Source organism: Spongisporangium articulatum, assembly GCF_044465595.1.
Taxonomy (GTDB): domain Bacteria; phylum Actinomycetota; class Actinomycetes; order Actinomycetales; family Kineosporiaceae; genus Spongisporangium; species Spongisporangium articulatum.
In genome coordinates this window covers 453,498-479,506 of the sequence record NZ_JBITLV010000001.1, presented here as the reverse complement: position 1 = coordinate 479,506, position 26,009 = coordinate 453,498, and the positions used below count along the sequence as shown (strand labels likewise).

The window sequence follows — 26,009 nt, the reverse complement described above, 5'->3', positions numbered from 1 at the left end:
CCTCGGCTCGCGCGTACGTGCTGCTGGACAGACCCCGAGTCTCGTTGCGGCCCGGGCCCTTCCGGCCGGTGGCCGCGAGGGCTCAGCGGGCGTCGGCCAGCTGCTCCAGGTCGCGGGCGGCCAGCTGGGCGCACAGCAGGGCGGCCCAGCCGATGCGGTCCATGGCGATGCCGTCGAGCCGGACGACCGGCACGTCGAGGCCGAGCACGGCCGCGGGCCGCGACGACTCCAGCGCCCGGTCCAGGGCGACCGCGTCGACCCGCTCCAGCGAGTCGAACCAGCGGGTCATGGCCTCCAGCGGCTGCGTGGCGTCGACGACCGCGATCACCGAGTGGGTGCGCAGGTCGTGGATCAGCGCCCGCACCTCGGTCGCGTCCGCGCCGAACTCGAGCGGGATCGCGACCACGACCGGACGGGTCGCGTTGGCGGCCGCCACGGCCTCACGCACGGCCTCGCCGGTGGTCCCCGGCAGGGCCACGACGGCGCGCGGGCGGCCGTCGACCGGCAGGTCCAGGGCCGTGCGGTGGGCCTCCAGCTCGACGACGTCGGACGGGCCGACGACGACGATCACCGGGTCGTCCCCGTCGATCTCCAGCTCGGGCAGCCGGTCGAGGATGCCCAGGACCGACGTGAACCGGTCACCGGCCACGAGCCGGCGGGTCCACGCGGCGGGCAGGCCGAGGTCGCGCAGGGCCTGCCGGTCGTCGGCGAGCTCGTCGACGTTCTCGATCACGCCGGCCGTGGCGGAGCCGACCGGGCCGTCGGTCACCGCGGCCGTGAAGCCGCCGGTGCGCTGCTCGGGCATGGCCGCGGGGACGGCGGGCGCGGGCTCGGCGTCCGCAGCCAGCGGGCCCTCGTCGTGCCAGAAGGGCTCGACCGCCGGCTCCGTGTCCTCGGACGTCGGAGGCTCGGGCGCGTCGTCGACCGGAGCGGGCTCGTGCCAGACGGGCGCGAAGTCCTCGGGCTCGTCCGCCGGGGTCGGCATGGCGACCGGCGGCATGGCCACGGGCGGCATCGCGACGGGTGGGGAGGCGGCCGGCGCGGGGGCGGCCGGCGGAGTGGCGGCCGGCGGGGTGGGCATCGCCACCGGGGCCGGGGCGGGCGTCGCCACCGGAGGCGCAGCCGGGACGACGGGTGCGTCCGTCGTCGGCATGGCCGCCGGGAAGCTCGGGCGAGGCATCGGGGTCGGCATGGCCGCGCTGTGCGCGAAGGCCGACGCGGACGACGACCCGAAGGCCGACTGGGCGTCGAACGCCGAGGCCGGGCCGAACGCCGACGCCGAGGTCTCCTCGTCCACGGGCTCGTCGATCGCCGGGTACCCACCGGTGGACCCGCCAGCCGGCGCGGAGGACGTGCTCGACACCGCGGTCTCCGGCCCGGCGGTGCTCGCGTCGCCGGTGCCGGGCTCACCCTCGGGGTGCATCCAGTGCATCGGCTCCACCGGGGTGCGGCGCTTGCGGCCCAGCCGCCACCAGCTGGCCCGCCGGTCGGTGGGCGTGCTGGGCAGGATCTCGCCGCGGGACTCGTGGTCCGGGTGCGACTCGGTGTGCATCTCCGGGGTGGCCGGCGGGGTCGCCATCGTCGTCGGCATCGTCGTCGGCATCGTCGTCGCGGGCTGGTCGGCCTGCGGCTCCGGGTTACGGGTCAGCGGGGCGTCGGAGCGCCGCGAGCCGCCCGGCACCGGACGCGTGGCCTCCGCGGACAGCCGGGCGCCCTTCTCGGCCCGCGCCGCGGAACGCTCGGCGGCGCGACCCGCGACCGCCTCCTCGACCATGGCCCGAGTGGCCTCGGCCGTGGCCGGCGCGACGGGCGCATCCGCGCCGTGGTCGTGCCCGCCGTCCAGGTGGAGGTCGATCTCGTCGACCTGGCCGCGCAGCGGTGTGAACCCGCGCCGGCGGCCGGACTTCGGGGCCTTGGTGGCCTTGGCGGGCTTGGCGGCCTTGGGCAGGATCGACGCCGCCCGGTTGCTGGGCGCGGCCGGCAGCGGCTCCGGGTGCTCCACGGGCCCGTCGCCGTCCTCGGCGTCGAGCGCGTCGAGCGCGTGCGAGGCGCCGTGCTCGTCCAGCAGGTCGTGCCCGTCGTGGAAGTCGGGCAGAGGGGGCAGACCGAGACCGTGGTCGTCGTCGGAGTCGAGCCGGTGGCTCGTCGCGGCGAACGGGTGGGGGTCGAGGTCCGCGTACAGGGCCTCGACGTCACCGGTCGCTGTGGGTTCCGACATGGTCGAACCGTCCGTTTCGCTGGCGGGGTCATTTTCGGTCATCACGTGCGCCCAGGCCTCGGCCTCGAGCGCGGAGACGGTGTGCTGCGAGCCCAGGCCGTGCGGCACGCCGTCCAGGTCTTCGGGGTCGTCGTTCAGGCCCGCGTGCAGGGCCGCGACCACCGGGTGGTCGGTGGTGTGGCGGTACCCGTCCTCGCGGTGCCGGCCGTCCCGCACCCCGGTCCGGAGCTGGTCGATCAGCGCCGTGAACTGGGGGCGCACCGGTTCGGGCTCGTCGTGGCGTCCGTCGGGCTCGTCGACGTCGTCGAACTCGCCCTCGATCCGGATCATCGGCGCCGACAGCTCGTGCCCGATCACCCCGCCGACGGCCAGGGGGACGTCGTGCAGCTGGGCCTCGGTCTGGGCGGCGTGCGCCACGGCCTCGCCGGCCGCGGCGCGCTCCTGCGCCTCGACGCGCGCGGCGAGGTCCATCAGCCCGGTCGGGATCGGGGTCATCTCGGCCTTCACCGGCCCGGCGGCCGGCGGGTCGGGGACCGGCTGCGGCGCACCGGTTTCCCGGGCGGGAGTCTCCCCGGCGCCCGCGGAGGTCGCGCCCGCAGCGGGCGCGACGGCGTCCGGCTGCTCGGTCGTGTCCTCGTCGGGACCCGGAATCTCTACCGCCACCTCGAAGACCTCTCGTGCGAAGAACCCGAAAACGCCGCCGTGCCGTACCTTCTCGGCGCGCACGATGCGCGCCTGGGGGCCACCCTGCTGGTGCGCCTGTTCCAGCAGCGCGCGCAGGTCAGGACCCTCAAGCAGCAAACTCGCGGCCACTGCTCACCTGCCCGACGGTCTCGATCTGGTGCAGACCGGAGGCCTCGGCGAACCCGATCACCGGCAGCTGGGGCAGCGAGCCCTTCAGCAGCCGGCGCAGGGGCAGCCGCAACGGCCCGGACACCAGGACGACCGGCAGCTCCCCCCGCTGCTCGGACGCCGTCATCAGCGCGGCGATGTCGGAGACCAGGCGCTGCGCGGTCACCGGGTCGAGCGCGATCACGACGCCCTGCTCACCGGCCCGCAGGGCCTCGGCCAGTTGTGACTCGACGGCCGGTTCGAGCGTGATGGCGCGCAGCACGCCGTCCCGGACGTAGGCCTGGGTCAGCGCCGGGCCGAGCGAGGCGCGCGCGGCTTCCAGCAGTGCGTCCGGGTCGGTGGTCGTGCGGGCCCGCTGGCCCACGCCCTCCAGCACGCGTGCGAGGTCGCGGATGCTGACCTGCTCGTCGAGCAGGCCCTGCAGCACCCGCTGCACTCCGGACAGCGGCAGAAGAGACGGCACGAGTTCCTCGACGGCAGCCGGACGGTCCGACTTGAGCACCTCCAGCAGTTCCCGTACGTCATCCAGGCTCAAAAGCCGCGAAGCGTGCTGCCGGACCATCTCCGCGAGGTGGGTGGTGACGACGGCCGCCCGTTCGACGATCGTCGCGCCGGTCAGCTCGGCCGACGCCCGGTACTCGACCGGCAGCCAGACGGCGGGCAGCCCGAAGACCGGTTCGGTGGTGTGCCGGCCGGGCAGCCCGTCCATCGCATCGCCGATCGCCAGCAGGCAGCCGGACGGCGCCTCGCCGGTCGCGACGCTGATCCCGCCGATCCGGATCTCGTAGGTGCCGGGCGCGAGCATCGCGCCGTCGCGGGTGCGCACGGGCGGCAGGACGACGCCGAGGTCCAGGGCCGTCTTGCGGCGCAGGGCCCGGACGCGGTCGAGCAGGTCACCGCCGCGGGCCGGGTCGACCAGGTCGACGACGTCGGGGGCCAGCAGCAGCTCGAGCGGGTCGACCCGCAGCGACTCGGTGACCGGGTCGCGTTCGGGTTCGACCAGGGCGGGCTGGCCGGAGGGCATCGCGATGGCGCCGCCGGGCAGCGCTGCGAGCTCGGTCTCGGGGTCGTTGGCGCGGGTCGAAGCCAGCAGCACCAGGCTGCCGACGATGAGGAACGGGAGCTTGGGCAGGCCCGGGATCAGGCACAGCCCCAGCACGGCGGCGCCGCCGATGCGCAGCGCGTCGCGGTGCTTGGCCAGCTGGCTCATCACGTCGCCACCGAGGTCGCCCTCAGACGTCGAGCGGGTCACGATCACGCCGGTCGCCACGGACATCAGCAGCGCCGGGATCTGGGAGACCAGGCCGTCCCCCACCGACAGCAGGCTGTACTGGGCGATCGCCTCGCCGGGAGCCATGCCCCGCTGGATCATGCCGACCGCGAACCCGCCGACCAGGTTGACCAGGGTGATGATGATGGCCGCGATCGCGTCGCCCTTGACGAACTTCGTGCCACCGTCCATCGCGCCGTAGAAGTCGGCCTCGGAGGCGACCTCCTTGCGCCGGGCCCGGGCGGTGTCCTCGTCGATCAGGCCCGAGTTCAGGTCGGCGTCGATCGCCATCTGCTTGCCCGGCATCGCGTCGAGGGTGAACCGGGCCCCGACCTCCGCGACGCGGGCCGCACCGTTGGTGACGACGGTCAGCTGGATGACGATCAGGATGGCGAACACGACCAGTCCGATGATGATCGAGTCGCCGATCACGATGTGCCCGAAGGCGTCGATCACGTGCCCGGCGTAGCCGTCGCGCAGCACCAGCCGGGTCGAGCTCACGTTCAGGGCCAGCCGGAACAGGGTGGCGACCAGGACGATCGTCGGGAAGACCGCGAAGTCCAGGGGCTTGCGCACCTGCAGGGAGACCAGCAGGACCAGCAGGCTGGTGGCGATGTTCGCCGCGATCAGGACGTCCAGGAGGGCGGCCGGCAACGGCACGACCATCATCAGGACGACGATCACGATGGCGACCGGCACGGCCAGGCGTACCAGCCGGGTGGACGACATCGGGGGAGGACCTCCACGGAGCGGACGAGCAGGCAAAGGGGTGCTGCACCGCCATCCGTGGCCCTCTGTATCTCGTCCGGGTCACCTGACCGCTTGAGGCGTGTCCGGAATGCCCACCCGCCCAGCCCATCTGATCACGAACTTCGAGCCGCCTTGATCTCGTTGCGGCGGCGCCGGCGCAGCTGTGCGCGGGTCGGCAGGTCCGGGACCTGGGTGGGCGTCGGGCGGGTCGGGCGGGCCGTCCGGCTGGGCCGCCCGGCCGCCATCACGAAGGCCAGGATGCGGGCCACGGCCAGGTACAACTCGGCGGGGATCTCGTCGTTCAGCTCGCAGATCCGGAACAGGGTCCGGGCCAGCGGCTTGTCCTCGACGACCGGGATCCGGTTCTCCCGCGCCACCTCCCGGATCTTCAGGGCGGTGCCGCCCGCGCCCTTGGCGACGACCTTCGGGGCGCCGCCGCCGGGCAGGTACCGGATGGCCACGGAGATGTGGGTCGGGTTCACCAGGACGACGCTGGCCGAGGCCGTCGCGGCCATCATCCGGTTGCGACTCATCGCCATCTGCTTCGACCGGATGGCGCCCTTCAGGTGCGGGTCGCCCTCCTGCTGCTTGTGTTCCTGCTTGATCTCGTACTTGCTCATCTTGAGCTGCTTCATGACCGTGCGGCGCTGGTAGGCGTAGTCGAAGACGGCCAGCACGAGACCCGCCACGGCGGCCGCCCAGACGGTGGTCTCCAGCCCGCGGCGGGCGTAGTCGACCGTGGCCGACAGGGTCATCACGCCGTGGCCCACCAGGTCGGGTACGAGATTGCGGCCCATGATCGTCACGACGGCGCCGATCACGATCACCTTGGCCAGTGACTTGACCGCCTCCCAGGCCGCTTTCGGCCCGAACATCCGCTTGACGCCCTCTTTCGGGTTCATCCGCTTGAAGTTGGGTTTCAGCGCCTTGCCGCTGGGGTACACGCCCTGCGCGGCGGTGGCCAGGATGGCGCCCAGGGCCGCCGCCAGGCACACGGGGGCGGCGCCCCGGATGACGGCCATGGGCAGGTCGGCGAGGACCTGCAGACACTGGGCCGGCGACGGATCCGCAGCCACGGCAGGCAGTTTCGCCAGCAGCAGGCGGGCCTGCTCGCCGGTGGCCGAGACGCTGCGCGGCACCATGGCCGCGCCCGCGGCGATCGCGACCCACGTCGGGGCGTCCTGGGTGCGCGCGACCTGACCCTCCCGGCGGGCCTCGCGCAGGCGTTTCGGAGTCGGGTCCTCTGTCTTGTCCGCTTCGTCGCCGGCCACGTCTCACCCCCCGGCGATCTGGACCATGGTGATCCCGGCGTGGTTGACGAGCCGGTCGAGCAGGCCCGGGATCTGGTGCAGCACCAGACCGATCATCAGCAGGGTCAGCATGATCTTCAGGGGGAACGACAGCGAGAAGGCGTTCAGCGCGGGCGCGGCCCGGGTGAGCAGACCCAGCGCCAGGTCGGCGATCAGCAGGGCGGCCATGATCGGCGCCGTGATCTGTACGGCCGAGAGGATCATCGAGGCGACGCCGTCGGCCATGGTGTGGGCCAGGCCCTCCCGGTCGAAGCTCGGGTTCGGCATCGTCTCGACGCCGCGGGCCAGCCCCTGCAGCACGATCAGGTGACCGCCGCCGATGAACAGCAGCGTGACGGCCAGCAGGTTGTGGATCCGGCCCATCACCGACGACTGGTTCAACCCCAGCGGGTCCATCCCGACCGCGGCCGAGAAGCCACCGGTGATGTCGATCAGGTCGCCGATCGTCTGGACGGTGGCCACGGCCAGCAGCACCACGAAACCCAGCACCGCGCCGAGCACCAGCTGCAGCAGCAGGCCGCTGATCAGGGCTGAGGAGCCGAGGGCGGGCGCGCTGTCGACCAGCAGGCCGCTCAGCGGGATGGCGAGCGTGAGCGCCACGCCCGCCCGGACCTGCTGCGGCACCGTGCGGGTGCTGAACGGCGGTGCGACCAGGACGAAACCCGCTGTCCGGGCGGTCGCCAGGAGGAAGGCCGCCACGACGTCAGCCCCGAAGCTGAGGTCCACGGGTCAGCTCGCCAGCAGGGCGGGGACGGCCGCGAAGATCTCCCGGGTGAAGCCCTCCAGCACGTGCAGGCACCACGACCCGGTGAGCACCAGGACGACGGCCGCCACCACGAGCTTGGGCACGAAGGTCAGCGTCGACTCCTGGATCTGGGTGGCCGACTGGAGGATCGAGAGGATCAGACCGATGGCGAGCGTCGCCACCAGGATGGGACCGGACACCTTGGTGGCGGTCAGCAGGGCCTGGGCGACGATCTGGATGATGCCGTCCTCCACGCGTCAGTCCTCGGCAGACGCGTGGGTGCTCTTGAGCCGGTTTCCCGTCATGTGTTGTAACTGCCGATAAGGGTCGTGATGATCAGCGACCAGCCGTCGACCAGCACGAACAGCAGCAGTTTGAACGGCAGCGAGATCAGCGACGGCGGCAGCATGACCATGCCCAGCGACATCAGGATCGCGCTCACCACGATGTCGATCACCAGGAACGGGATGAAGATGACGAACCCGATGATGAACGCGCTGCGCAGCTCGCTGAGCGTGAAAGCCGGGACCAGGGTGCGCAGGTCGACGTCCTCGCGGTTCTTGGGCAGCGGTTTGCCCGCCGCCTTCGTCATCAGCGCAAGTTCCTCGTCGCGGGTGTGCTTCAGCATGAACTGCTGCAGCGGCACGGTCGCCTGCCGGTAGGCCTGCGTCGCGTCGATGTCGCCCGCGGTGTACGGCTGGATCCCCTTCTGCTGCATCTGATCGATCGTCGGGCCCATGATGAACAGGCTCAGGAACAGGGCCAGCCCGACCAGTACCTGGTTCGGCGGGATGGACGTCGTACCCAGTGCGCTGCGGGTCAGCGACAGTACGACGATGATCTTCGTGAAGCTCGTGCACAGCAGCAGCACTGCGGGCGCGACACCGAGAACCGTGATCAGCAGGATGATCTGGAGCACCTGGCTGCGCTGGCCGGGCACGCTCACGGTCACGTCGTTCGCGGCCAGCAGGGCGGCCGTCGCGTGCACCATCATCCGCGCCTCGCGGTGAGGTCGCGCAGCGCGTCGATGCCCTGCCGCCAGGTGGCGGGGGACAGCACCGAACCCGAGGCCTGCTGCTGGCGGGGCTGGACGACGCGGCGGCGCCGCCGGTCCCGCCGGCTCTCCGGCCCGTCGGCCTCGTCGTCCGAGGGCGGCTGCGGGGCCGAGCTGGTCGCGTGGCTCAGGTCCGTCTCGGGCGACCGCCGCTGGGTCGGAAGACCCTGCACGGCCGAGCCTGCGGCGGACGCCGGGGCGTCGGCGTCCGTGGGCTCGGCCGGCCGGTCCGTGGTCCGGCCCATCGCGCGCAACGCCGAGGCGAGGTCGGGATAGCCGTTGTAGTCGGCGGCCGGGACGTGGACGCGATCGCGGTCGTCGGAGGGCTCGGGCGCCTCGGTGGGCGGTGCCGGCTCGGGCGAGTCCACCTGCTCCAGGGCGCGTTCCATGGCCCGACGCTCGGCCCGGGTCATCGGTTGCCGACCCTGGTCGACGGGGGTGTCCTTGGCCCGCCGGCCACGCCGTGGGGACGACGCCTCGGTGACCGGTTCCTCGAAAGGCTCCGGGGAGGGGCCGGGTTCGGCCTGAGGTTCCTCGTACGCCTCGGGTGCGAAGACCGGTTGCGGCGCAGGCTCGGGGGCCGGGACCGGCCCGAAGATCTGCTCGACCACGGGGATCCGCACCGGCTCGGGGGCGGGAGTCTCCACGGCCTCGACCGCCGCGTCGAGCGCCGCGCGCGCTCCGTCGTCCGGGCGGTCGTCCGGGCGGTCGTCCAGGTGCGTGACCAGGCGCACGCCCGACGGGCCCACGCCGAGCAGCAACTGCCGACCGGCAGCCTCGACCACGACCAGCTGGGCGTCGCGGGACAGGCCGACCCGCTCGACCACCCGCAGGCCGTCGCCGTGCCCGAAATGCCTGCTGCGCCGGGCGATCCGCGCGCTCAGGGCAACCAGCACCAGGACGATGACGAGCCCGCCGACCGTCCGTGCGGCCAGCATCAGGCCGTCACCGGTGTTCATGTCGCGTCCCGGGTGACGATCTCGGTGATCCGCAGGCCGAAGCTCTCGTCCACCACGACGACCTCGCCGCGGGCCAGCAGCGTGCCGTTGACCAGCAGGTCGGCGGGTGACCCGGCGAGCCGGTCGAGCTCCACGACGTCACCGGGGGCCAGCGCCAGCAGGCTGCGCACGGACATCCGGGTGCGACCCAGCTCGCAGGTCACCTCCATCTCGACATCGCGCAGCATCTCGATGCCCCAGCTGCGCGAGTTCCCGCGCGTCCCGGACGGTCCCGACTCGGGCATGGCCCGCAGGGAGATCCCGACCAGCACGCTGACCGCGCCCGCCGTGCTCAGTTGCATCGTGACCGACGTCCCGGCCTCGAGCACCGAGTGGGCATCGGCCGCCTCGATCGCGGTGGGCTCGCCGTCGAGCCGGCCGCCGAGGTTCGCGGCGATCGCCTCGAGGGCCGGCTGCATGGCCTTGGCCGGTTCGAGGTCGCCGAACGGCGTGTCCTTCAGCGCGGCGACCAACTCCTGACCGACGACCAGCAGCACGCTGCCCTCGGGGCCGCCCGAGATCGAGGCGACGATCGCGGCGCCCACCGGCTCGGGGCCGGTGACCGCGGCCGGGTCCTGGCCGGGCTCGCCCACCTCGAGTGCGCCGGCGGCCGGGATCTGCGGGATCGCCTGGGTCACGGCCTCGACGGCGAGCTGGGCCAGGGCGGCCCAGTCGCCTTCTTCCCCGGTGCGCTGGCCCGGGATGAGCGGTGAGGCTGAGAACGACATCGGAACTTCCTCTGCAGGTGGGGTTCTGAACTGGACGGCGGTCGGCCGGGCGGTCAGCCGCCGTCGACGATCAGTGCGGCGAGGTGCTTGCCCGAGGTCCCGGGCACGGCGAGCGCGAACACGCTGGAGGCGGCCATCACCGACAACGGGTGTGTGGTGCGGTGGCCGAGGGTGAGCACGTCCCCGACCTTCAGGCGGCCGATCTCCGAGGAGTGCAGCCTCTGGGTGTCGAACCGGACCGAGACGTCGACCTCGACGTCGTTGAGACGGCGGCTGGTCCGGGCGGTGGCCGCCACCCGCAGCCGGTCCTTCTCGGTCAGGTCTTCGGTCTTGGCCAACAACTGCAGGGCCGGCGCGAGCATCGCGTACGGGAAGCACAGGTCGGTGGCCGAACTGACGTCGCCGACCGTCAGCTGCATGCGGGCCACGACCACCGGGTCGGTCGGCGCGGCCGCCTGCACGAACTGGGCGTTGTTCTCCAGAGTGGTCAGCTCGGGCGAGGTCTGAGCGATCGGCTCCAGCGCGTAGGCCAGCTCGCGCAGGACCCGCACGAACAGGTGCCGCACGAGGGCGTGCTCGATCTCGCTGAGCGGGCGCTCGGGCTGGTTCTGCCCGCCCGGCCCGCCGAGGAGGTGGTCGACCATGGCCAGCATGGCCTGCTGATTGGTCGTGAACATGGCCTTGCCCTGCAGCGGTTCCATGCTCAGGACGGCGCACACCGCACCCTCGTGGATGCCCGACAGGTACTCGTCGTAGCTCATCTCCTCGACCTGCTGGAGGCTGAGGTGGCTGAGCGCGCGCAGACCCGTGGTGAGCACGGTGGTGGCCTGGCGGCCGAAGGTCTGGAAGGCGACCTTTAGGAGGTGGGCGTCCTCGCGGGTCAGCCGGCTGGGGCGGCGGAAGTCGTAGCTGCGGGCGTCGGGGCGGGGCCCGGGCACGCTGACGTCACCGACCGTCCGGCCGGTGCCGGCGGCGGGCTCGGTAGCCTGATCGGAGTAGCCCACGTGCCCTCATCGGACCCTCGGGGGCTGTTCTTTAGGCGCGGTGACCCAGGGTCAGCGAAGTCCGTTCCGGCAAGGGCCGTCCGGGTGGTTCCGCGGGGTCCCGATGTACCGGACTCGTGGTCGGGCCGATCGCTGCTCCTCACCGGTCGGCTGCAGCGCCGCGTCCCTTGACTCCGCCGGAGCTATTCGGCCGGCTCGCAGCGGCGCCGGAACACGAGCACCATGCCGTCGGCTCCGGGCGGCAGCAGGGCCTTGCTCAGCCGGGGTTCCTCGCGCATCTCGAAGGCGGCCTGGGCCTCGTAGTCGGCCCAGTTCCCGGCGGCCGAGCGGTGCCGGCTGGTGATCAGGATGTACATCTCCACGCCGGGCGCCTCGAACACCTTCCGTTCGAACGAGTTTCCCGGTGGGGGCCAGGCGCAGACGACCACCGCCGGGTCGTAGCGGCGCAGGGCCTGGGCCGCGTCCAGGGGCTCGACCTCGGCGCCGGTGCGGTCCTCGATGCCCCAGCTGCCGTCGTCCGTGGCGACGACGGGCGTCCCCCAGGCCGTGAGCAGGGCGGCAAGAGTTCCGTCCCCGGCGGCGATCTCGATGCAGGGGCGGTCGTCGATGAGCCGGGCCAGGCCGCGCACGAGCCGGTCCGACCAGAAGCAGTAGATGCCCTGTGCGGCGACCAGCGGCATCAGCCGCCGGCGCTGGGTCAGGAGGGGCCAGACGAGCCGGAAGAGTCGGTAGCCGGCCGCCTTCCGCTGCAGGCCGCGGTGGAAGAGCAGGCGCTGCAGCACGGTCCCGTTGATCCGGCCGAGCCGGAGGGTGGTGCCTTCCGTCCGGGTCTGGGACGACACGAGGGTCTGGCGCAGCGCCTCGATCAGCATCTGACGGCGGACCGCCTCGGCCACCACCACCGGGCGGGTCCGCATCCGGTCGGGTGTGGCCCGGCGTGGGCGGGAGACCTCGGCCAGGAGCGCGGTCACGGCCCCGGGGTCGTTCCGGACGGCGAGCTGCCCGACCTGACCCTCCACGTGCGCCCACTCCTGCGGGAAGGCCGCGCGCATCTCCGCGAGGGACGGCTTGGTGCGTAGCCACCGGGCCACGTCGTCGGCCGAGCGGGGCCGGGGTACCTGGGCTCCCATCACACCTCCCGCTCCATGATGGCGCCGCACCGCGGACGAGCCGGCTCGCAACGCCGGACGGCCGCGGACCCGAAGGTCCGCGGCCGTCCTACTCGCGTCGTTGCGAGGACTTCGCCTCCAGTCCAGATCACTGCATGACGAACTCGGTGAAGTAGACGTCGTAGACCAGCGGCTGCACCGTCAGCTTGGCGGCCAGCTTCTTGGCCTCGGTGGCGCTGAGCTCGGTCACGCTGGTCTCCTCGGAGGTGCCGCCCCCGCCGGAGTCGGCCTCGTCGGAGGACGACTCGCTGTCGGCGGACTCGGAGTCGGACGACTCGCTGTCGGAGGACTCGGAGTCCGCGTGGGAGTCCTTCGAGTCGGACTTCGCACCCGTGGCGTCGGCCAGGGTCGTGCCCTCGGGCAGGTAGGTCAGCTTGATCCGGGCGATGAGCTCGTCCTTGGCCTCGCGGCGGCCCGCGGTGGTGGACAGGTCGTCGATGCTCATGTTGCTGAACTCGTCGATGGCCAGGTCGAGGGCCTTGGAACCGCTGACCTCCTCGCCGGCCGACGCGGTCGGCTGCAGGGCCAGGCCGAGCTTCAGGAAGTGCCCGCCGGCCAGGTTGATCGTGATCGAGTCCAGGGTGACGACGGCGCCCGGCACCGGCTCGGGCAGCTTCGTCGTCGCCTCGGCCGAGTCCTTCGGCTTCAGCACGAAGAAGTACGCGCCGCCGGCGATCGCGAGGACCGCGACGAGGATGATGATGAGCTTGCCCTTGCCGCCCTTCTTCTCCTCTTCAGGCTTCTCGTCGTCCTTGGCCATGGCCTTGCTCCTTCTCTACGTCCGTGTCGTGGTGGTGGCTTCCCTGCCGGTACCGCTCGCGTTCCTGTCGTCAGGGCGAGTCGGAAGATTCGGTGTCCTGGGTGGTTTCACTCGTGGAGCTGCTTGACGACGTGCCCGAGTCGTCGTTGCCGAGCTCGGCGACGGCGCGCCCGGCGGAGTTGTCCACCCGGGCCAGCACGATGATCTCGACGCGCCGGTTCTTGTCGTCGTCGGCGGCGCTGGTCCCCTTCACCCGGGGCTCGGTGTCCGCGTACCCGGTGGCCGACATCCGGCTGTAGGGGATGCCGTCCTGCGCGTGCAGGTAGCGCAGCACGCCGCTCGCCCGGTCGCCGGACAGCTCCCAGTTCGACGGAAAGCGTTCCGTGCTGATCGGATTCGAGTCGGTGTGCCCCTCGATACTCAGGTTGTTGGGCAGCTTCTTCAACGTCGGCGCCAGCACGTTCAGCACCGCCTGGCCCTGCGGCTGCAGGTCGGCGCTGCCGCTGGGGAACAGCACGTTGTCGGTGGCCACCGTGACCACGAGACCGCGCTCGTTGAAACGGAACTCAGCCTTCTTGGACATGCCGGCCTTCTGCAGGGCCTCCTTCAGCTGCTGCTCGGCCTTCTGGAGGTTCTCGACCTCCCGCTTGACCTGCGCCTGCTCGGTGGCCTTGGCCAGCTTCGCGACCTGTTCCTCGCTGGCGGTGGTGTTCGGCGTGAAGCTCTTGCTCCGGTCGTTGCCCGCGTTGCCGGCCAGGTTGATGCTGTCGGGCGCGACCGCACCCCCCGAGTCGAGCATCGTGTCGCCGCCCGCCAGCAGGGCCACCGGTGCACCGAAACCCGCTGACAGACCGGTCTTCAGCGCGGCGAACTTCCGCGTGTCCACCTGGCTGATGGCGAACATGACGATGAACAGAACCATCAGCAGCGTCATCATGTCGGCGTAGCTGACGAGCCAGCGCTCGTGGTTCTCGTGCTCCTCGTGCTCCTCCTCGATGGCGCGGCGCTTCTTGCCGCCCCCACCGCCGCCGTCGCTCATGCCGCTTCCTTGACTTCACCGGGGCCGGCCGGGGTCATCTTCGACTTCAGCTTGGTGGCCACCACGCGCGGGTTGGCCCCGGCCTGGATGGACAGCACGCCGTCGATGATGAGTTCCATCTTCGCCGTCTCCTGGCCGACCATGAACTTGATCCGCTTGCCCCAGGGCAGGAACATCACGTTCGCCGAGAGCACGCCCCACAGGGTCGCGATGAACGCCGCGGCGATGAGCTCACCGAGCTTGTCCGGTTGGGACAGGTTCTCGAGCACGTGGATCAGACCCATGACGGTGCCGATGATGCCGATCGTCGGGGAGTAGCCACCGGCGTCGGTCCAGAACCCGGAACCGATGGCCCCGGAAGCCTTCTTGGCCTTCACCTCGGCGGCCAGGATCTCGAACAGGTCGTCCGGGTCGGTGCCGTCGACGGCCATCTGCAGGCCCTTGCGCATGAACGGGTCCTCGATGGTCTCCATCTCGGACTCCAGCGCCAGGAGGCCCTCCTTGCGCGCCTTCTCGGCCATCTTCACCAGCGGTTCGACGACCGTCTCGGGGTCGGTCTTCTTGGCCGTGAAGGCGAAGATCAGCCACTTGATCGCGGCGATGGTGGAGGGCAGGTTGCTGCCCGCCATGCAGGCGCCCATGGTGCCGACGAAGATCAGGACCAGGGCGGGCGGGGCGAACAGGACAGCCGGGTTGCCGCCCTCCATGACCATCGACCCGACGATCGCGCCGAAGGCGACGACCAGGCCGATTATGGTTGCCGGATCCACGGCTCATACCTCCCGAGTGGGCATCCGCAGCACCCGGCCGACCTGCGCATGCGCGCCGGCCTTGTCCGCGAGTGCCACCTCTGACATGTCGTGCTCGGTCAGCGAGTCGTCGTCGAACTCGGTCTGACGGAAGATCTGGACGGCCTGCGCCGCCACGGAGGCGCGCCAGGTACGGACCCGCTCGATCACGTCGTCCAGCGGCTCCTCGACGACCAGCTTGTGGCCGTCGACGAGCGTGACGACCGTGTCAGGAGTCGCCTCGATCCGTTCGATGAGGTCGGGATTGACCGCTATGGCCTGTCCCGCACCCAATCTCGTCAAAGTGATCACGGTGTTCCGTCCCTGGGGTGAAGAGGACCGTCCGTGGTCCCACGGATCCGGTCGGATGCTGCCGGGTGAAGTTGAGGGGAGCGCTGCGCCGAACGGGTGAGGAGCATTGACCGACCCCGGCGGCACCTTCGGTGGGCAAAGCGACGCCCGTTCCGGTCCCCCGACCGACCCGGAACGGGCGCAGCCTCACGCCGAGGCGTCACGCCTCATCAGCGCTTGATGTTGACCAGGTCCTGGAGCATCTCGTCGCTGGCGGTGATGACCTTCGAGTTCGCCTGGAAACCGCGCTGGGCGATGATCAGGTTGGTGAACTCGGCACCGAGGTCGACGTTGCTCATCTCCAGGGAGCCGGAGGTGACGGTGCCGCGACCGCCCGCCCCCGGGACGCCGACCTGGGCCAGGCCGGAGTTGGTGCTGGAGCGGTAGAGGCTGTCGCCGACCTTCTCCAGACCCTGAGGGTTGTTGAAGTTGGCCACGGCCAGCTGGGCCTCGTTGCGCTTCTGACCGTTGCTGTAGATGCCGATCACGGTTCCGTCGGGCGCGATCTGGAACGACTGCAGGGTGCCCGCGGCCGCACCGTCGTGCGACTTCACCTCGACCGACTCGACGCCGGCGTAGTTGGTGATGCCGGTCAGGTCGATGTCCACCTGGGTACCGTCGGCCAGCGTGATCGTCGCCGCGCCCGAGGCGTTGGCGCCGGCCGCCGTGAACGTGACGGCGCCCGAGCCGGTCGTCCCGTCGCTCTGGTCGGTGACGGTCACGTTGAAGCCGCCGCTGCCGTCGTCGTCCAGCGAGATGGTGAGATTGTGTGCGGCACCGAGGGTGTCGAACGCCTCGGTGCTCAGGGTCCGGGTCGAGGCGTCGCCGTTCTTCATGTTGCCGGAGACCACGGCGTTGGTGCTCGGGGTGCCGGCGATGGTGGTCCCGACCTGGAGCCGGATGCTGGTCAGGTTGCCGTACGGGTCGACCACGCCGTTGGTCGCCGGGAACCCCTGGACGTAGTTGCCGTCGCTGTTGATCAGATAGCCGTCGGTGTCGAAGGTGAACGAGCCGGCCCGGGAGTAGACCTCCTGGTTGCCGTCCTTCAGCACGAAGAAGCCGTCGCCCTGCAGCATCAGGTCGGTCGCCTTGTTCGTGGTCTGCGCCGACCCCTGCAGGAAGTTGGTCTGGATCGTGCCCGTCTGGACCCCGAGACCGATCTGGGTCGGGTTGAGGCCGCCGGCCGCGCTGCTCGGAGCGGCTGCGGCGCGCACCATCTGGCTGAGGGTGTCCTCGAAGACGACGTTGCTCGCCTTGAAGCCGTTGGTGTTGACGTTGGCGATGTTGTTGCCGACGACGTCCATCATCGTCTGGTGGGCCTTCAGGCCGGAAATGCCGGAGAACAGGGAGCGGAGCATGCCGGAGCCTCCTGGGCTTCGTGAGGTCGGCATCCGTGCCGTGGAGGGCGGGTTCTGGTCCGTGACCCGCGGTCCTTGGTAGGTCTTCAGTTGTGGTGGTGCGCCTGGGTCAGGAACCGGCGCGGGTCACGGTCTGCACCGTGCTCAGATCCACCTTCGTGTCTCCAACCATCAAGGTCGGCGTGCCGTCGGAAATGCTTACCCCGGTGACTATCCCGGTCTGCGAAACACCCGATTGGAGGTAGGTGATCTGGGCGCCCACCAGGGACGTCGCGGATGACAGCTGGCTGCTCTGCACGAGCGTCTCCTGAGACTTGGCCAGCGCCTCCATCTTCTCGACGAGGGTGAACTGAGCCGTCTGCGCCATGAACTGGCTGCTGTCGGTCGGGTTGCTCGGGTCCTGGTACTTGAGCTGGGCCACGAGCAGTTTCAGGAACGTGTCCTGATTCATCTGGTCATTGCTGGTCTTGGCGGTGGACTTGTCGGCCGTGCTCGCCGGCGTGGTGTTGGTCAACGAGCCGATGGGTGCGGTAGCCATGTGCTGATTCGCCTCTCGTGGGGGGATTGTCGGTCAGTTCGAGGGCTCAGACGCGGACGTCGAATCGACCCCCCTGGACCGGCGGGGCGAGCGGGGCGGCGGGTTCGGGGCGACGCTCCCGGGCACCGGTCTCGCGCCCGCGCGGGCCGTCGGAGCCGCGGTCGGCGGCGGGCTGTTGCGCGGCGCCGTCCTGCTGCGGGCCGCCCTGGCTCAGGTCGGGCTGGCTGAACGTCACGTCGCCGAGGTCGAGGCCCGACTGCGCCAGTTGGTCGCGCAGCTGGTTCAGGTCGTTCTGGAGGGCCGAGAGGGCCTGCGGCGCAGCGATCAGCTCCATCCGCACGCCGCCCTCGCGCACGTCCAGCTTGACCGTCACGTCGCCCAGCTGCTCCGGGGACAGCTTGATCACCGTGGTGTGCGAGCCGTCGGCGAGGCGCCGCGTCCCGGACAGGTGCTTCCCGAGCTGGGCGGCCACCTGGTCGGTCACCGGCGGTGCGGGGGTGGCCGGCTGGGCCTGCGTGGACGACGCCGCCTCGGCCCGGGTCAGGGCCGTGCTCTGCTGGTTCAACAGGGCCGAGAAGGCCTGCCCCGCGGCCGGATCGATGCCCGACCCGGGGTCGTCACCCGAGTCCTGAGCATCCACCCGGGACGGTGCGCCGGCCGCGACCGCCTCGACTTCCGGAACCGGCCGGCCCGCAGACGAGGTCGGTGGCACCGGCTGCACCTGGGCGTTCTGCAGGCTCTGCTGGGCAGCGCCCTGGACGGCGAGGTCCGCGGCCAGGGTCGGCTGGACGACGCCCGCCGCGGTCGGGTCGGTGGCCTCGCCGCCCGCCGTGGCGGGGGTGGTGGCCCGGTCCACGGCGACCCGGTCGCCCGCGGAGAGCACCGGTTTCGGTGCCCCGGGGACGACGGCCACCCGGCGGGTGCGCGGCTCGCCCTCGGTCGCCGGGCCGGCCGTCGCGCCCGACCCGGGTAGGGCCTGCTCGACCTGGGTGAGCTGCGCCGGGGACGCCGTGCCCGGCGCCGAACCGGTGGTGGCGGGGTTCTCGGCGACGGGTGGGAGAGCCTGCGCGTCGAGCTGTGCCGTGCCCGGCGTGCCCGACGTGCCCGGCGTGCCCGGCTGAGTGGCCGCCCGGGCCTCGCCCGGCCCGGCCTGCGCGCCGGGCACGGGAGCAGCGCCGGGCCGGGGCGAGTCCTGGATGGTGGCCTGCGCACTGTCGACGCCCGTCGCGCCGTCGGTGGTGCCCTCGGTGGTCGGAGCCGGCGCGGCGACCGGCGTCTGGCCGGCGACCTGGGCCGCGACCGCCACCTCGGCGCCGGTGGTGGCCGACTGGTCGGCGGGGCCGTCTGCAGGCTGCTCGTCCTGCACCCGTGCGTCGGCGCCGTCGGTGGCGTCCGGCCGGCCGGCCCGCTCTGAACGGTCGACGCGCTCGGCCCGCTCGGGACGTTCGGGCCGCTCCGCCCGTTCGGGCCGCTCCGCACGGCGGCTGCGGGCCGGGGGGTCGCGACGCTCGGCGCGCGCGGACTGCTGCTCACCGGCCAGCACGTCGTCGAACTCGGACCGACCGGCCCTGCTCGGGCCCGGCGCCGGGGCGGGCGTGCTCTGCGGGCTCGGCGCCGCGGCAGGAACGCTCGAAACGGGGCTCATCGCAGGTCCTTCCAGTAGCTGCTGACGCGCTTCACGTAGTTCTGGGTCTCCTCGTAGGGCGGGATGCCGTTGTACTTCCGGACGGCACCCGGGCCCGCGTTGTAAGCCGCCAGCGCCAGATCCACCCGTCCGTTGAAGGTGCGCAGGTTGTCGGCCATCAGCTTGGCGGCGCCGTTGACGGCCTGGGTCGGGTTGTCGGGGTCGACACCGAGGCCCCTGGCCGTACCGGGCATCAGCTGCATCAGGCCGCGGGCCCCGGCGTGGCTGACCGCCGAGGGGTTGTAGCTGCTCTCGGCCTTGGCGATGGCCGACAGCAGCGACGGGTCGACGCCGTACTTGCGGCCGGCGCGGGCGAACAGGTCGGCGTACGGGGTACCCGACAGCGCTCCCGTGCCACCGGCGGATCCGACGGACTGCGTGCCCAGCAGGCCGGAGACCGACGCGGCCGAGGAGGCCGTCGCCGTCCCGGTGCTCTCGGGAAGTACCCGCCGGATGTGACTCGGCGTGCCCCAGACCTTCTCGATCCGCACCTCGCTGCCGGTGTGCGGCGCGTCGATCATCTTGCCGTCCCCGACGTAGATGCCGACGTGGTGCACGGGCGAACCGAAGAACACCAGGTCGCCGGGCTGCGCGTCGTCCAGTGACGACACCTCGGTGCCGACCTTGGCCTGCTCGGCGCTGGTCCGGGGCAGGTTCACGCCGACCTGCTTCATCACCAGCTGCGCGAAACCCGAACAGTCGAGCCCGGTCCTGGGGTCGGTGCCGCCCCACTTGTACGGCACGCCCAGGTACTTCTTGGCGATGTCGATCGCCTGCTGGCGGACGTCGGTGCCGTCGGTGGCGCCGGCCGCCGCCAGTGCCTTGTCGAAGGCGCTGGAGGAGTTCGACGCGGACGACGTCCCGGTCGGGCTGAGCAGGGCCTGCAACTGGGCGACGCGCGACTGGACCGCCGCGAACCCGGTGTCGGTCATCGGTCGTCACCCCCCGGTCCGACGAGTTCCCGGTTCCGCAGGGCGAACTCGTCGAGCTCGATCTGCTCCTTGCGGATCCGTTCCTTGGCCACTGTGGCCCGGTGCCGGTCGTGCAGCATCTGGACGGCGCGCAGCTGGGCCCGCGCCTCCAGCCAGTCGGTGCGGGCGGCCTCGCGGGCCTCCTCCAACCGGGCGATCTCGCCGGCCGCGGCCCGGACCATGTCGCGCAGCCGCTCGCGGAACAGGGCTCCGGTGACCAGGTCGTGCGCGTTGGCGTACCGCTGTCCGACGGCGGGCCCGCTGCTTCGCTGGAGCTGCGCGGCCAGGAGGTCGCGCCTGCCCACGGCCTCCTCGACGGCCGCGGCGGCGGTGGCCAGGGCCTTCGCGGCCTCGTCGACGCGGTCCTCGCGCAGTCGTTCGAGCGTGCCCAGGCGGAACGTCGCGCTCATGCCTGGCCACCCCCGAGCATGCCGACGGGCCCGCCGGCGACCGGGGTGCCGGGGGCGGGCGGCGACAGCACGGCCTGCAACGACTGCCAGGACTCCTCGTACGGGACGACCTCGTCGGGGGCCTGCCGTAGGAAGGCGTCGAGCTGGGGGCGCAACCGGATCGCGAGGTCGGTGATGGGGTCGCTGCCGCCCGCGTAGGCGCCGACCTCGACGAGTTCACGCACGTCGCGCCAGGCGGCCAGCAGCTGTCGGGCGGCGCCCGCCAGTTGCCGCTGCGGTTCGCCGAGCACGGCCCGCTCCACGCGCGAGACCGACTCCAGGACGTCGATGCTCGGGAAGTGTCCGGACGTGGCCAGTGCGCGGGACAGCACGATGTGGCCGTCGAGGATGCCCCGGACCGTGTCGCCGACCGGGTCGTTCAGGTCGTCGCCCTCGACCAGCACCGTGTACATCGCGGTGATGCTGCCGTTCACCCCGGGGCCGGAACGCTCCAGGAGCCGCGGCAGCATGGCGAACACGGACGCCGGGTAGCCGCGCGTGGCCGGTGCCTCGCCCGCGGCGAGGGCGACCTCGCGCTGGGCCATCGCCGTCCGGGTGACCGAGTCGACGACCAGCAGGACGTCGTGGCCGGCGTCGCGGAACCACTCGGCGATCCGGGTCGCGGTGAAGGCGGCGGTCACCCGCAGCAGGGCCGGGTCGTCGGCGGTGGCGACCACGATGACGGTGTGCGCGCGCGCCTCGGCGTCGAGGGTGTCCTCGATGAACTCCCGCACCTCACGGCCACGTTCGCCGACCAGGGCCACCACCCGCACGGGGGCCGAGGTGCCGCGCACGGACATCCCGAGCAGGGTCGACTTGCCGACGCCGGAACCGGCCATGATGCCGACGCGCTGTCCGGCCCCGACAGGGATCAGGGTGTCGATCGCCCGCACGCCGGTGGGCAGCGCGGTCTCGACCCGGCGGCGGTGCAGGGGGTTCGGCGCCGAGGCGTCGGCGGGCACGTACTCGACGTCGAGGGCCGGCGGCTGCCCGTCGATGGGCCGCCCGAGCGGGTCGACGACCCGCCCGAGCAGGCCGGGGCCGGCGGGGATGCGCAGCACGTCGCCGGACGCCGAGACCGGGTCTCCCGCGCTGATCCCCGTGGTGGTGCCCAGCGGCATGCACGTGACCCCCTCGGAGTGCAGTGAGATCACCTGGGCCGGAAGCGGTCCGGAAGGAGTGTGCAGGGTGAGCAGCTCGCCGACCGCGGCGCGTACCCCGCGCACGCCGACGCCGAGCCCGACCACCTGGGTGACCAGACCCTGCGGGCGCGGGCGGGCGGCGGCGACCACGCGGTGCATGCGCCCGCGCAACTCGTCCGCGATCGAGATCGTCACTCGGCCAGCACCTCCCGCGCGGCGGCCAGCGCCTCGGGCAGGCTGCGGACCAGTCGCTGGGCCGGGGTCAGGACCAGGACGTCGCCGGGGTTCACCGCGGCGTCGGGCACCAGCCGGACGCCGGCGGGCGGCTCGGTCACCAGGCGCAGGTCGGCCGGGTTCAGGTGGACGACGGCCGCGTCCGGGTCCGCGACGCGGGCCAGGGCGGCGAGCACGCCCTCCAGGACGGCGTCGTCGGTCGCGGCCAGCTCGCGGTCCAGCAGGGCGACGGCCAGCTGCACCGCGGTCTCGGCCAGAGCCGCGGCCACGTCCTGCCACTCGGCGACCTGGACCGTCCGGGCGTCCCGGGCGGCGTCGGCGAGTCGGGCCAGAAGCCCGTTGAACTGAGCGGTCTCGCTGTCGCGACGCTGCTGCTCGGCCGCGGCCGTGGCGGCCGCGACCTGGGCGGCCTCGACGGCGGCGGCCTGCCGGCCCTGGGCCCAGCCCGCCGCGTACCCCTGCGCGCGCGCGTCGTCCCGGGCGGCCCGGGCCGATTCGGCGACGATGTCGTCGAGCACCGGGTCGCTGTAGGTGGGGTTGATCGCCGTGCGGCGCAACGGGTGGTCGAGGTTCGCCGGGCGTACCTCGGTGGTGGACGCGTCGACGACCGGGGTGCCGAGCCGGGCCCCCCGGGCGACGACCCGGCTGCCGCCGCCGCGGATCACGTTGGCGGGAGGCGTCATACGACCATCTCCTCGTCGCCGCCGCGCTGGATGATGATCTGGCCGGACTGCTCGAGGGCCCGGATCTCCTGGACGACCTTGGCCTGGGCCTCCTCGACCTGTGCGAGCCGGACGGCGCCGAGCAGTTCGATCTCCTCGACCAGATTCTCCGCGGCGCGGGTGGACAGGTTGCGGGTGATCTTCTCCTTGACCTCCGCGCTGACGCCCTTGAGGGCGAGGGCGAGGTCGCCGGACTGCACGTTGCGCAGCACCATCTGAATGGCCTTGTCGTCCAGCTGGAGGATGTCCTCGAAGATGAACATCTGGGCGCGCACGGTCTCCGCCAGCTCGGCGTTCACCGTGGCCAGACCCTCGAGGATCATGCGCTCGGTCGAACGGTCGGCCCGGTTGATGATGGCGACCAGCGGGGCGACACCACCGACGCTCGACATCTCCTGCGGGCCGAGCACCGTCGTCATCCGGCGTTCGAGTTCCCGCTCCACGAGCCGGATCACGTCGGGCGACGCGCGTTCCATCGAGGCGATCCGGTAGGCGATGTCGGCCTGCACGGCCTGGTCGAGGCCGGACAGCACGGTCGCCGACTGCTGCGGGGCCAGGTGGGCCAGCACCAGGGCGATCATCTGCGGGTGCTCGCCGTCCAGGAAGGTGAGCAGCTGTCGGGCGTCGGCCCGGCGGATGCCCTCGAACGGGATGTCGGCCAGGCTGGCGCCCAACCGCTCCATGATCTCGCCGGCCCGGGACGCGCCGAGGCTCTGCGAGAGCAGCTGACGGGCCAGGTCGAAACCGCCGCGCGCGCCCTCGGCGGCCACCAGCTTGTCGTGGGCGTCGTTGAGGACCGCGTCGGCCTCTTCGGGCGAGATCTCGCGCAGCTTCACGATCTCCGCGACGAGCTCCTCCAGGAGGGGCTCGGGCAGGAGGGCCATCACCTTCGCGGCCTTCTCCCGGCCCATCTGGACCAGGAAGATGGCAGCCTTGCGCAGCCCGGTCAGTTCCGGGCCGGCGCTGATCGCGGCCGGCATGGCCTACTTGCTCCGCTCGCCGAGCCAGCCCTGCAACATGGCGGCCACCTCGTCCGGCTGGTTGTCGACCAGGGCCGCGACGTCGTCCCGGACCCGGCCGCGGTCGGCCATCTGGGCGGTCAGCTCGGCCATCGCGGCGTCGCTGGGCCCGGCGCTCAGGGCGTTGGACGGCGGGAGCACCAGACCCGAGGTCGTGCCGGGCAGGTCGGAGGCGGTGCCCTCGACGGTCTTGTCCTTCTTGCCGCGGCGCATGGCGATGATCAGCGCGATCAGCACCAGCAGGCCGATGCCGGCCTTCTTGCCCATGTCGACGTACGAGGCGGTCTTGGCCGCCTTGTCCGCGTCGGCCAGCTGCTTGGCGGCGGCCGCGGAGGCGGTGTTGTCGAAGGGCAGGATGTCGACCTGGACGGCGTCGCCGCGGGTCGGGTCGAGGCCCACCGCGTTGGCGACCAGGGTCTGCATCTGGGTGCTGTTCAGGCTGGCGGCCTTGGCCTGGTTCAGGACCACGGCGACCGTGAGCCGCTCGACCTTGCCGGGCGCGGTCTTGGTCTGCGCCACCTCCTGGTCGACGTTGTTGTTCACGGTGCTCTGCTGCCGGTTGTAGGCGCCGGAGCCGCCGCTGCCGGCCAGGGCGGACGGCGCCACCTGGCCGAGGGTGCCGCCGGCGGTGTTGCCGCCGCCGGAGTACTGCTCGCTCACGGTGGCCACGCTCTGCGGCAGGACGCTGGGCGAGGGGGCGGTGAACTTCTGGCTGGTCACGTTGCTGCTGTCGAAGTTCAGCTGGGCGTTGACCCGGACCACGCTGTTGCCGGTGCCGACGACCCGGTCGAGCACGTCCTGGGCCGCGTCGGAGAGCCGCTGCTCGTACTGCGCGGTCTGCTGGTCGGCGGAGCTGGCCTGCGCCGCGCCGCCGGCCCCGCCGGCGGTGCCGCCGGACAGCAGCTTGCCGGTCTGGTCGGTGATGGTGACGTCTTCGGGGGCGAGGCCCGTGACGCTGCCCGCGACCAGGTTGGTGATGGCGTTGACCTGGTCGTTGGTCAGCGTGGCGCCGGCCCGGGTGGAGACCAGCACCGAGGCGGTGGTCTTCTCCTGCTCGTCGCTGAACACGTCCTTGGTCGGGACGGCGATGTGTACGACGGCGGAGTTCACACCGTTGATCGCCTTGAGGGTCTTCTGCAGCTCACCCTCCAGCGCGCGCTGGTAGGCGACGTTTTGCTGGAAGTCGGTGGCGGTGATGCCCTGGTCGTCCAGGAGCGACCAGCCGGGGCTGTCGCCGTTGCCGTCGTTGGCGGGGATCCCCTTGCCCGCCAACGCGACCCGCAGGTTGTAGACCTGCGACTGCGGCACCATGATCGTCGTCCCGCCGTCGGCGAGCTCGTACTTGACGCCCTCGCTGTTCAGCTCGTCGACGACGGCGCTCGCGTCGGTGCCCGACAGGCCCGAGTACATCGGCGTCATCGTCGGCTGCGCCACCCACCGGGAGAGCGCGAAAGCGCCCAGCAGGAAGAGCATCACGCCGACGGCCACGACCGCACGCTGCCCGGTGGTGAAACCGGACAGCATGGTCTTGGCCTTGCCGAGGGCCGCGTTCAGGGCGTTCACAGGGGCATCCTCATGATCTCGTTGAAGCTGTCCAGGGCCTTGTTGCGCACGGTGGTGGTCAGTTCGGTCGCGACCTGGGCCTGCGTGGCGGCGATGACGTAGTCGTGGACGTCGGTGAGGTCACCGGTCGCGGCCGAGATCGCCTTGTTCTGCGCGGTCTGGTCGAGCTGCGCGACGTTGTTCAGGCTGCTCTCGATCGACTTCGCGAAGTCGGCCCCCCGGGTGGCGGCGGCCTGGTTCGCGGCCCCGCCGCCGGTGACCTGCGTGGCGGCGCCGGCGCCCGAGGTGGCGTCGGCCCCCTGGACCTGCTGGCGGTACTGCTGGGCCAGCTGGTTCAGGTTGATGCCGCCCACACCTCCGATGCCACTGATCGCCATCAGCCACGACCCATCTGGATCGCGGCCTGGTAGGCGGACCGGACCCGGTCCATCTGGGAGATGTTCGCCTGGTACCCGCGCTGGGCCATGATCATCTGCGACATCTGGTCACCGAGGTCGATGTCCGGACGGCGCACGTAGCCCCGGGCGTCGGCCAACGGGTTCTCGGGGTCGTACGTGAGAACGCCCTGGGCGCTGCCGAGTTCGACCCCGCCGACGGCGACCCCGGAGCCGACCTTGCCGTCCTCCTGGGCCACGGCCACGACGTAGCGCGCCTGGAAGGCGCTCTCGTTCGTCGACTTGACCGTGTTGATGTTGGCGATGTTGTCCGAGATGGCGTCCATCCACGTCTGGTGGGTGGTCATCCCGGAACCGCTGATGTTGAGGGAGTCGAACATCTAGGTCAGGCCCCCTTGATCGCGGTGCGGGTGAGGGAGAACCGGTCGGAGACGGCGCGCAGCGCGAGCTCGTAGCTCATCTCGGTCTTGGCGCTGTCCACCGTCTCCTGGGTCAGGTTGACGTTGTTGCCGTTGAGACCGGGCTGGGCGTTGCTGAAGGTCACCGTCGCGTTGGCGGACAGCGGGTCGTCGCCGTTGGCCAGGGCCTGCTTCAGGCTGCCCTCGAAGGCGACCGAGCGCGCGCGGTAGTACGGCGTGTTGACGTTGGCGATGTCGTCGCTGATGGCCTGCTGGCGCTGCGACAGCCCGTCGAGTGCGGACTGGAGCGCGCTGATCGAGAGATCGTTGAGCATGTTCAGGGAACCCCTTTACGGGCGGGCGCGGGTGACCGCGGCCGTAGCTGACCGACGTGCCGGTCGCCATTCCCTGGCGATGCCGAGCCTTCCTGGCTCACATGGCTTCTCGACCGGGGGAGGGGGTGCTTGAGGAATGCCGGGGGTGGCGGCGTGAGACTTCAA

General features: G+C 71.8%; 26 protein-coding genes. All 26 read right to left on the bottom strand.

What is annotated here, in order from left to right:
• Positions 1-82: 82 nt before the first annotated feature.
• The 26 genes from ACIB24_RS02300 to flgB all read right to left on the bottom strand — a co-directional run bounded on the left by ACIB24_RS02300 (position 83) and on the right by flgB (position 25,844).
• Positions 83-3,031, bottom strand: a complete 2,949-nt coding sequence (locus ACIB24_RS02300; RefSeq protein ID WP_398274561.1) for a hypothetical protein — start codon at positions 3,029-3,031, stop codon at positions 83-85.
• Positions 3,009-5,069: a flagellar biosynthesis protein FlhA gene (locus ACIB24_RS02295; RefSeq protein ID WP_398274558.1), complete on the bottom strand. Its 2,061-nt coding sequence runs from the start codon at positions 5,067-5,069 to the stop codon at positions 3,009-3,011. Before ACIB24_RS02295 ends, ACIB24_RS02300 begins: the two co-directional genes overlap by 23 nt.
• A gap of 134 nt (positions 5,070-5,203) precedes the next feature.
• Positions 5,204-6,361 carry a flagellar biosynthesis protein FlhB gene (locus ACIB24_RS02290; RefSeq protein WP_398274555.1) on the bottom strand — a complete coding sequence of 386 codons (1,158 nt, stop codon included), beginning with the start codon at positions 6,359-6,361 and terminating at the stop codon, positions 5,204-5,206.
• 3 nt (positions 6,362-6,364) lie between these two features.
• Entirely contained in the window at positions 6,365-7,126 is a 762-nt protein-coding gene (locus ACIB24_RS02285; protein ID WP_398274552.1) for a flagellar biosynthetic protein FliR, read from the bottom strand.
• Positions 7,127-7,129: 3 nt separating this feature from the next.
• On the bottom strand, positions 7,130-7,399 hold the full coding sequence (locus tag ACIB24_RS02280; protein ID WP_398274549.1) for a flagellar biosynthetic protein FliQ: 270 nt from the start codon (positions 7,397-7,399) through the stop codon (positions 7,130-7,132).
• Positions 7,400-7,446: 47 nt separating this feature from the next.
• Positions 7,447-8,139: a flagellar type III secretion system pore protein FliP gene (gene fliP, locus ACIB24_RS02275; protein ID WP_398274546.1), complete on the bottom strand. Its 693-nt coding sequence runs from the start codon at positions 8,137-8,139 to the stop codon at positions 7,447-7,449.
• Positions 8,136-9,158 carry a flagellar biosynthetic protein FliO gene (locus ACIB24_RS02270; protein ID WP_398274543.1) on the bottom strand — a complete coding sequence of 341 codons (1,023 nt, stop codon included), beginning with the start codon at positions 9,156-9,158 and terminating at the stop codon, positions 8,136-8,138. The genes fliP and ACIB24_RS02270 overlap by 4 nt, the downstream gene beginning before the upstream one ends.
• Positions 9,155-9,925, bottom strand: coding sequence for a flagellar motor switch protein FliN (gene fliN, locus ACIB24_RS02265; protein ID WP_398274540.1), 771 nt, complete (start codon positions 9,923-9,925; stop codon positions 9,155-9,157). The genes ACIB24_RS02270 and fliN overlap by 4 nt, the downstream gene beginning before the upstream one ends.
• A 53-nt stretch (positions 9,926-9,978) precedes the next feature.
• Positions 9,979-10,929 carry a flagellar motor switch protein FliM gene (locus ACIB24_RS02260; RefSeq protein WP_398274537.1) on the bottom strand — a complete coding sequence of 317 codons (951 nt, stop codon included), beginning with the start codon at positions 10,927-10,929 and terminating at the stop codon, positions 9,979-9,981.
• 182 nt (positions 10,930-11,111) lie between these two features.
• Positions 11,112-12,059 (bottom strand): SAM-dependent methyltransferase, encoded by a 948-nt coding sequence (locus tag ACIB24_RS02255; protein WP_398274534.1) that lies wholly within the window; start codon positions 12,057-12,059, stop codon positions 11,112-11,114.
• Between the two features lie 127 nt (positions 12,060-12,186).
• Entirely contained in the window at positions 12,187-12,858 is a 672-nt protein-coding gene (locus ACIB24_RS02250) for a flagellar basal body-associated protein FliL (RefSeq protein WP_398274532.1), read from the bottom strand.
• Positions 12,859-12,928: 70 nt separating this feature from the next.
• Positions 12,929-13,897, bottom strand: a complete 969-nt coding sequence (locus ACIB24_RS02245; protein WP_398274530.1) for a flagellar motor protein MotB — start codon at positions 13,895-13,897, stop codon at positions 12,929-12,931.
• Positions 13,894-14,667, bottom strand: a complete 774-nt coding sequence (locus ACIB24_RS02240) for a flagellar motor protein (protein WP_398274527.1) — start codon at positions 14,665-14,667, stop codon at positions 13,894-13,896. The genes ACIB24_RS02245 and ACIB24_RS02240 overlap by 4 nt, the downstream gene beginning before the upstream one ends.
• Positions 14,668-14,670: 3 nt before the next feature.
• Entirely contained in the window at positions 14,671-14,997 is a 327-nt protein-coding gene (locus tag ACIB24_RS02235) for a flagellar FlbD family protein (RefSeq protein ID WP_398274524.1), read from the bottom strand.
• 209 nt (positions 14,998-15,206) lie between these two features.
• A complete protein-coding gene (locus ACIB24_RS02230; RefSeq protein WP_398274521.1) occupies positions 15,207-16,394 on the bottom strand; it encodes a flagellar hook protein FlgE in 1,188 nt (395 codons plus the stop codon).
• Between the two features lie 109 nt (positions 16,395-16,503).
• Positions 16,504-16,932 (bottom strand): flagellar hook capping FlgD N-terminal domain-containing protein, encoded by a 429-nt coding sequence (locus tag ACIB24_RS02225; RefSeq protein ID WP_398274518.1) that lies wholly within the window; start codon positions 16,930-16,932, stop codon positions 16,504-16,506.
• A 46-nt stretch (positions 16,933-16,978) separates the two neighbouring features.
• Positions 16,979-18,577 (bottom strand): flagellar hook-length control protein FliK, encoded by a 1,599-nt coding sequence (locus ACIB24_RS02220; RefSeq protein ID WP_398274515.1) that lies wholly within the window; start codon positions 18,575-18,577, stop codon positions 16,979-16,981.
• The gene (locus ACIB24_RS02215) at positions 18,574-19,548 is read right to left on the bottom strand and encodes a transglycosylase SLT domain-containing protein (RefSeq protein WP_398274512.1); all 975 of its coding nucleotides are present in this window, start codon (positions 19,546-19,548) and stop codon (positions 18,574-18,576) included. Before ACIB24_RS02215 ends, ACIB24_RS02220 begins: the two co-directional genes overlap by 4 nt.
• Positions 19,545-19,997: a flagellar export protein FliJ gene (fliJ, locus tag ACIB24_RS02210; RefSeq protein ID WP_398274509.1), complete on the bottom strand. Its 453-nt coding sequence runs from the start codon at positions 19,995-19,997 to the stop codon at positions 19,545-19,547. Before fliJ ends, ACIB24_RS02215 begins: the two co-directional genes overlap by 4 nt.
• Positions 19,994-21,373 carry a FliI/YscN family ATPase gene (locus ACIB24_RS02205; RefSeq protein ID WP_398274506.1) on the bottom strand — a complete coding sequence of 460 codons (1,380 nt, stop codon included), beginning with the start codon at positions 21,371-21,373 and terminating at the stop codon, positions 19,994-19,996. Before ACIB24_RS02205 ends, fliJ begins: the two co-directional genes overlap by 4 nt.
• Positions 21,370-22,095 carry a FliH/SctL family protein gene (locus tag ACIB24_RS02200; RefSeq protein ID WP_398274503.1) on the bottom strand — a complete coding sequence of 242 codons (726 nt, stop codon included), beginning with the start codon at positions 22,093-22,095 and terminating at the stop codon, positions 21,370-21,372. The genes ACIB24_RS02205 and ACIB24_RS02200 overlap by 4 nt, the downstream gene beginning before the upstream one ends.
• Positions 22,092-23,114 carry a flagellar motor switch protein FliG gene (gene fliG, locus ACIB24_RS02195; protein ID WP_398274500.1) on the bottom strand — a complete coding sequence of 341 codons (1,023 nt, stop codon included), beginning with the start codon at positions 23,112-23,114 and terminating at the stop codon, positions 22,092-22,094. Before fliG ends, ACIB24_RS02200 begins: the two co-directional genes overlap by 4 nt.
• A 3-nt stretch (positions 23,115-23,117) precedes the next feature.
• Positions 23,118-24,716, bottom strand: coding sequence for a flagellar basal-body MS-ring/collar protein FliF (gene fliF, locus ACIB24_RS02190; RefSeq protein WP_398274497.1), 1,599 nt, complete (start codon positions 24,714-24,716; stop codon positions 23,118-23,120).
• Positions 24,713-25,093, bottom strand: coding sequence for a flagellar hook-basal body complex protein FliE (locus ACIB24_RS02185; protein WP_398274494.1), 381 nt, complete (start codon positions 25,091-25,093; stop codon positions 24,713-24,715). Before ACIB24_RS02185 ends, fliF begins: the two co-directional genes overlap by 4 nt.
• Entirely contained in the window at positions 25,093-25,491 is a 399-nt protein-coding gene (gene flgC, locus ACIB24_RS02180; protein ID WP_398274491.1) for a flagellar basal body rod protein FlgC, read from the bottom strand. Before flgC ends, ACIB24_RS02185 begins: the two co-directional genes overlap by 1 nt.
• 5 nt (positions 25,492-25,496) lie before the next feature.
• Positions 25,497-25,844, bottom strand: coding sequence for a flagellar basal body rod protein FlgB (gene flgB, locus ACIB24_RS02175; RefSeq protein WP_398274488.1), 348 nt, complete (start codon positions 25,842-25,844; stop codon positions 25,497-25,499).
• Positions 25,845-26,009: the final 165 nt, after the last annotated feature.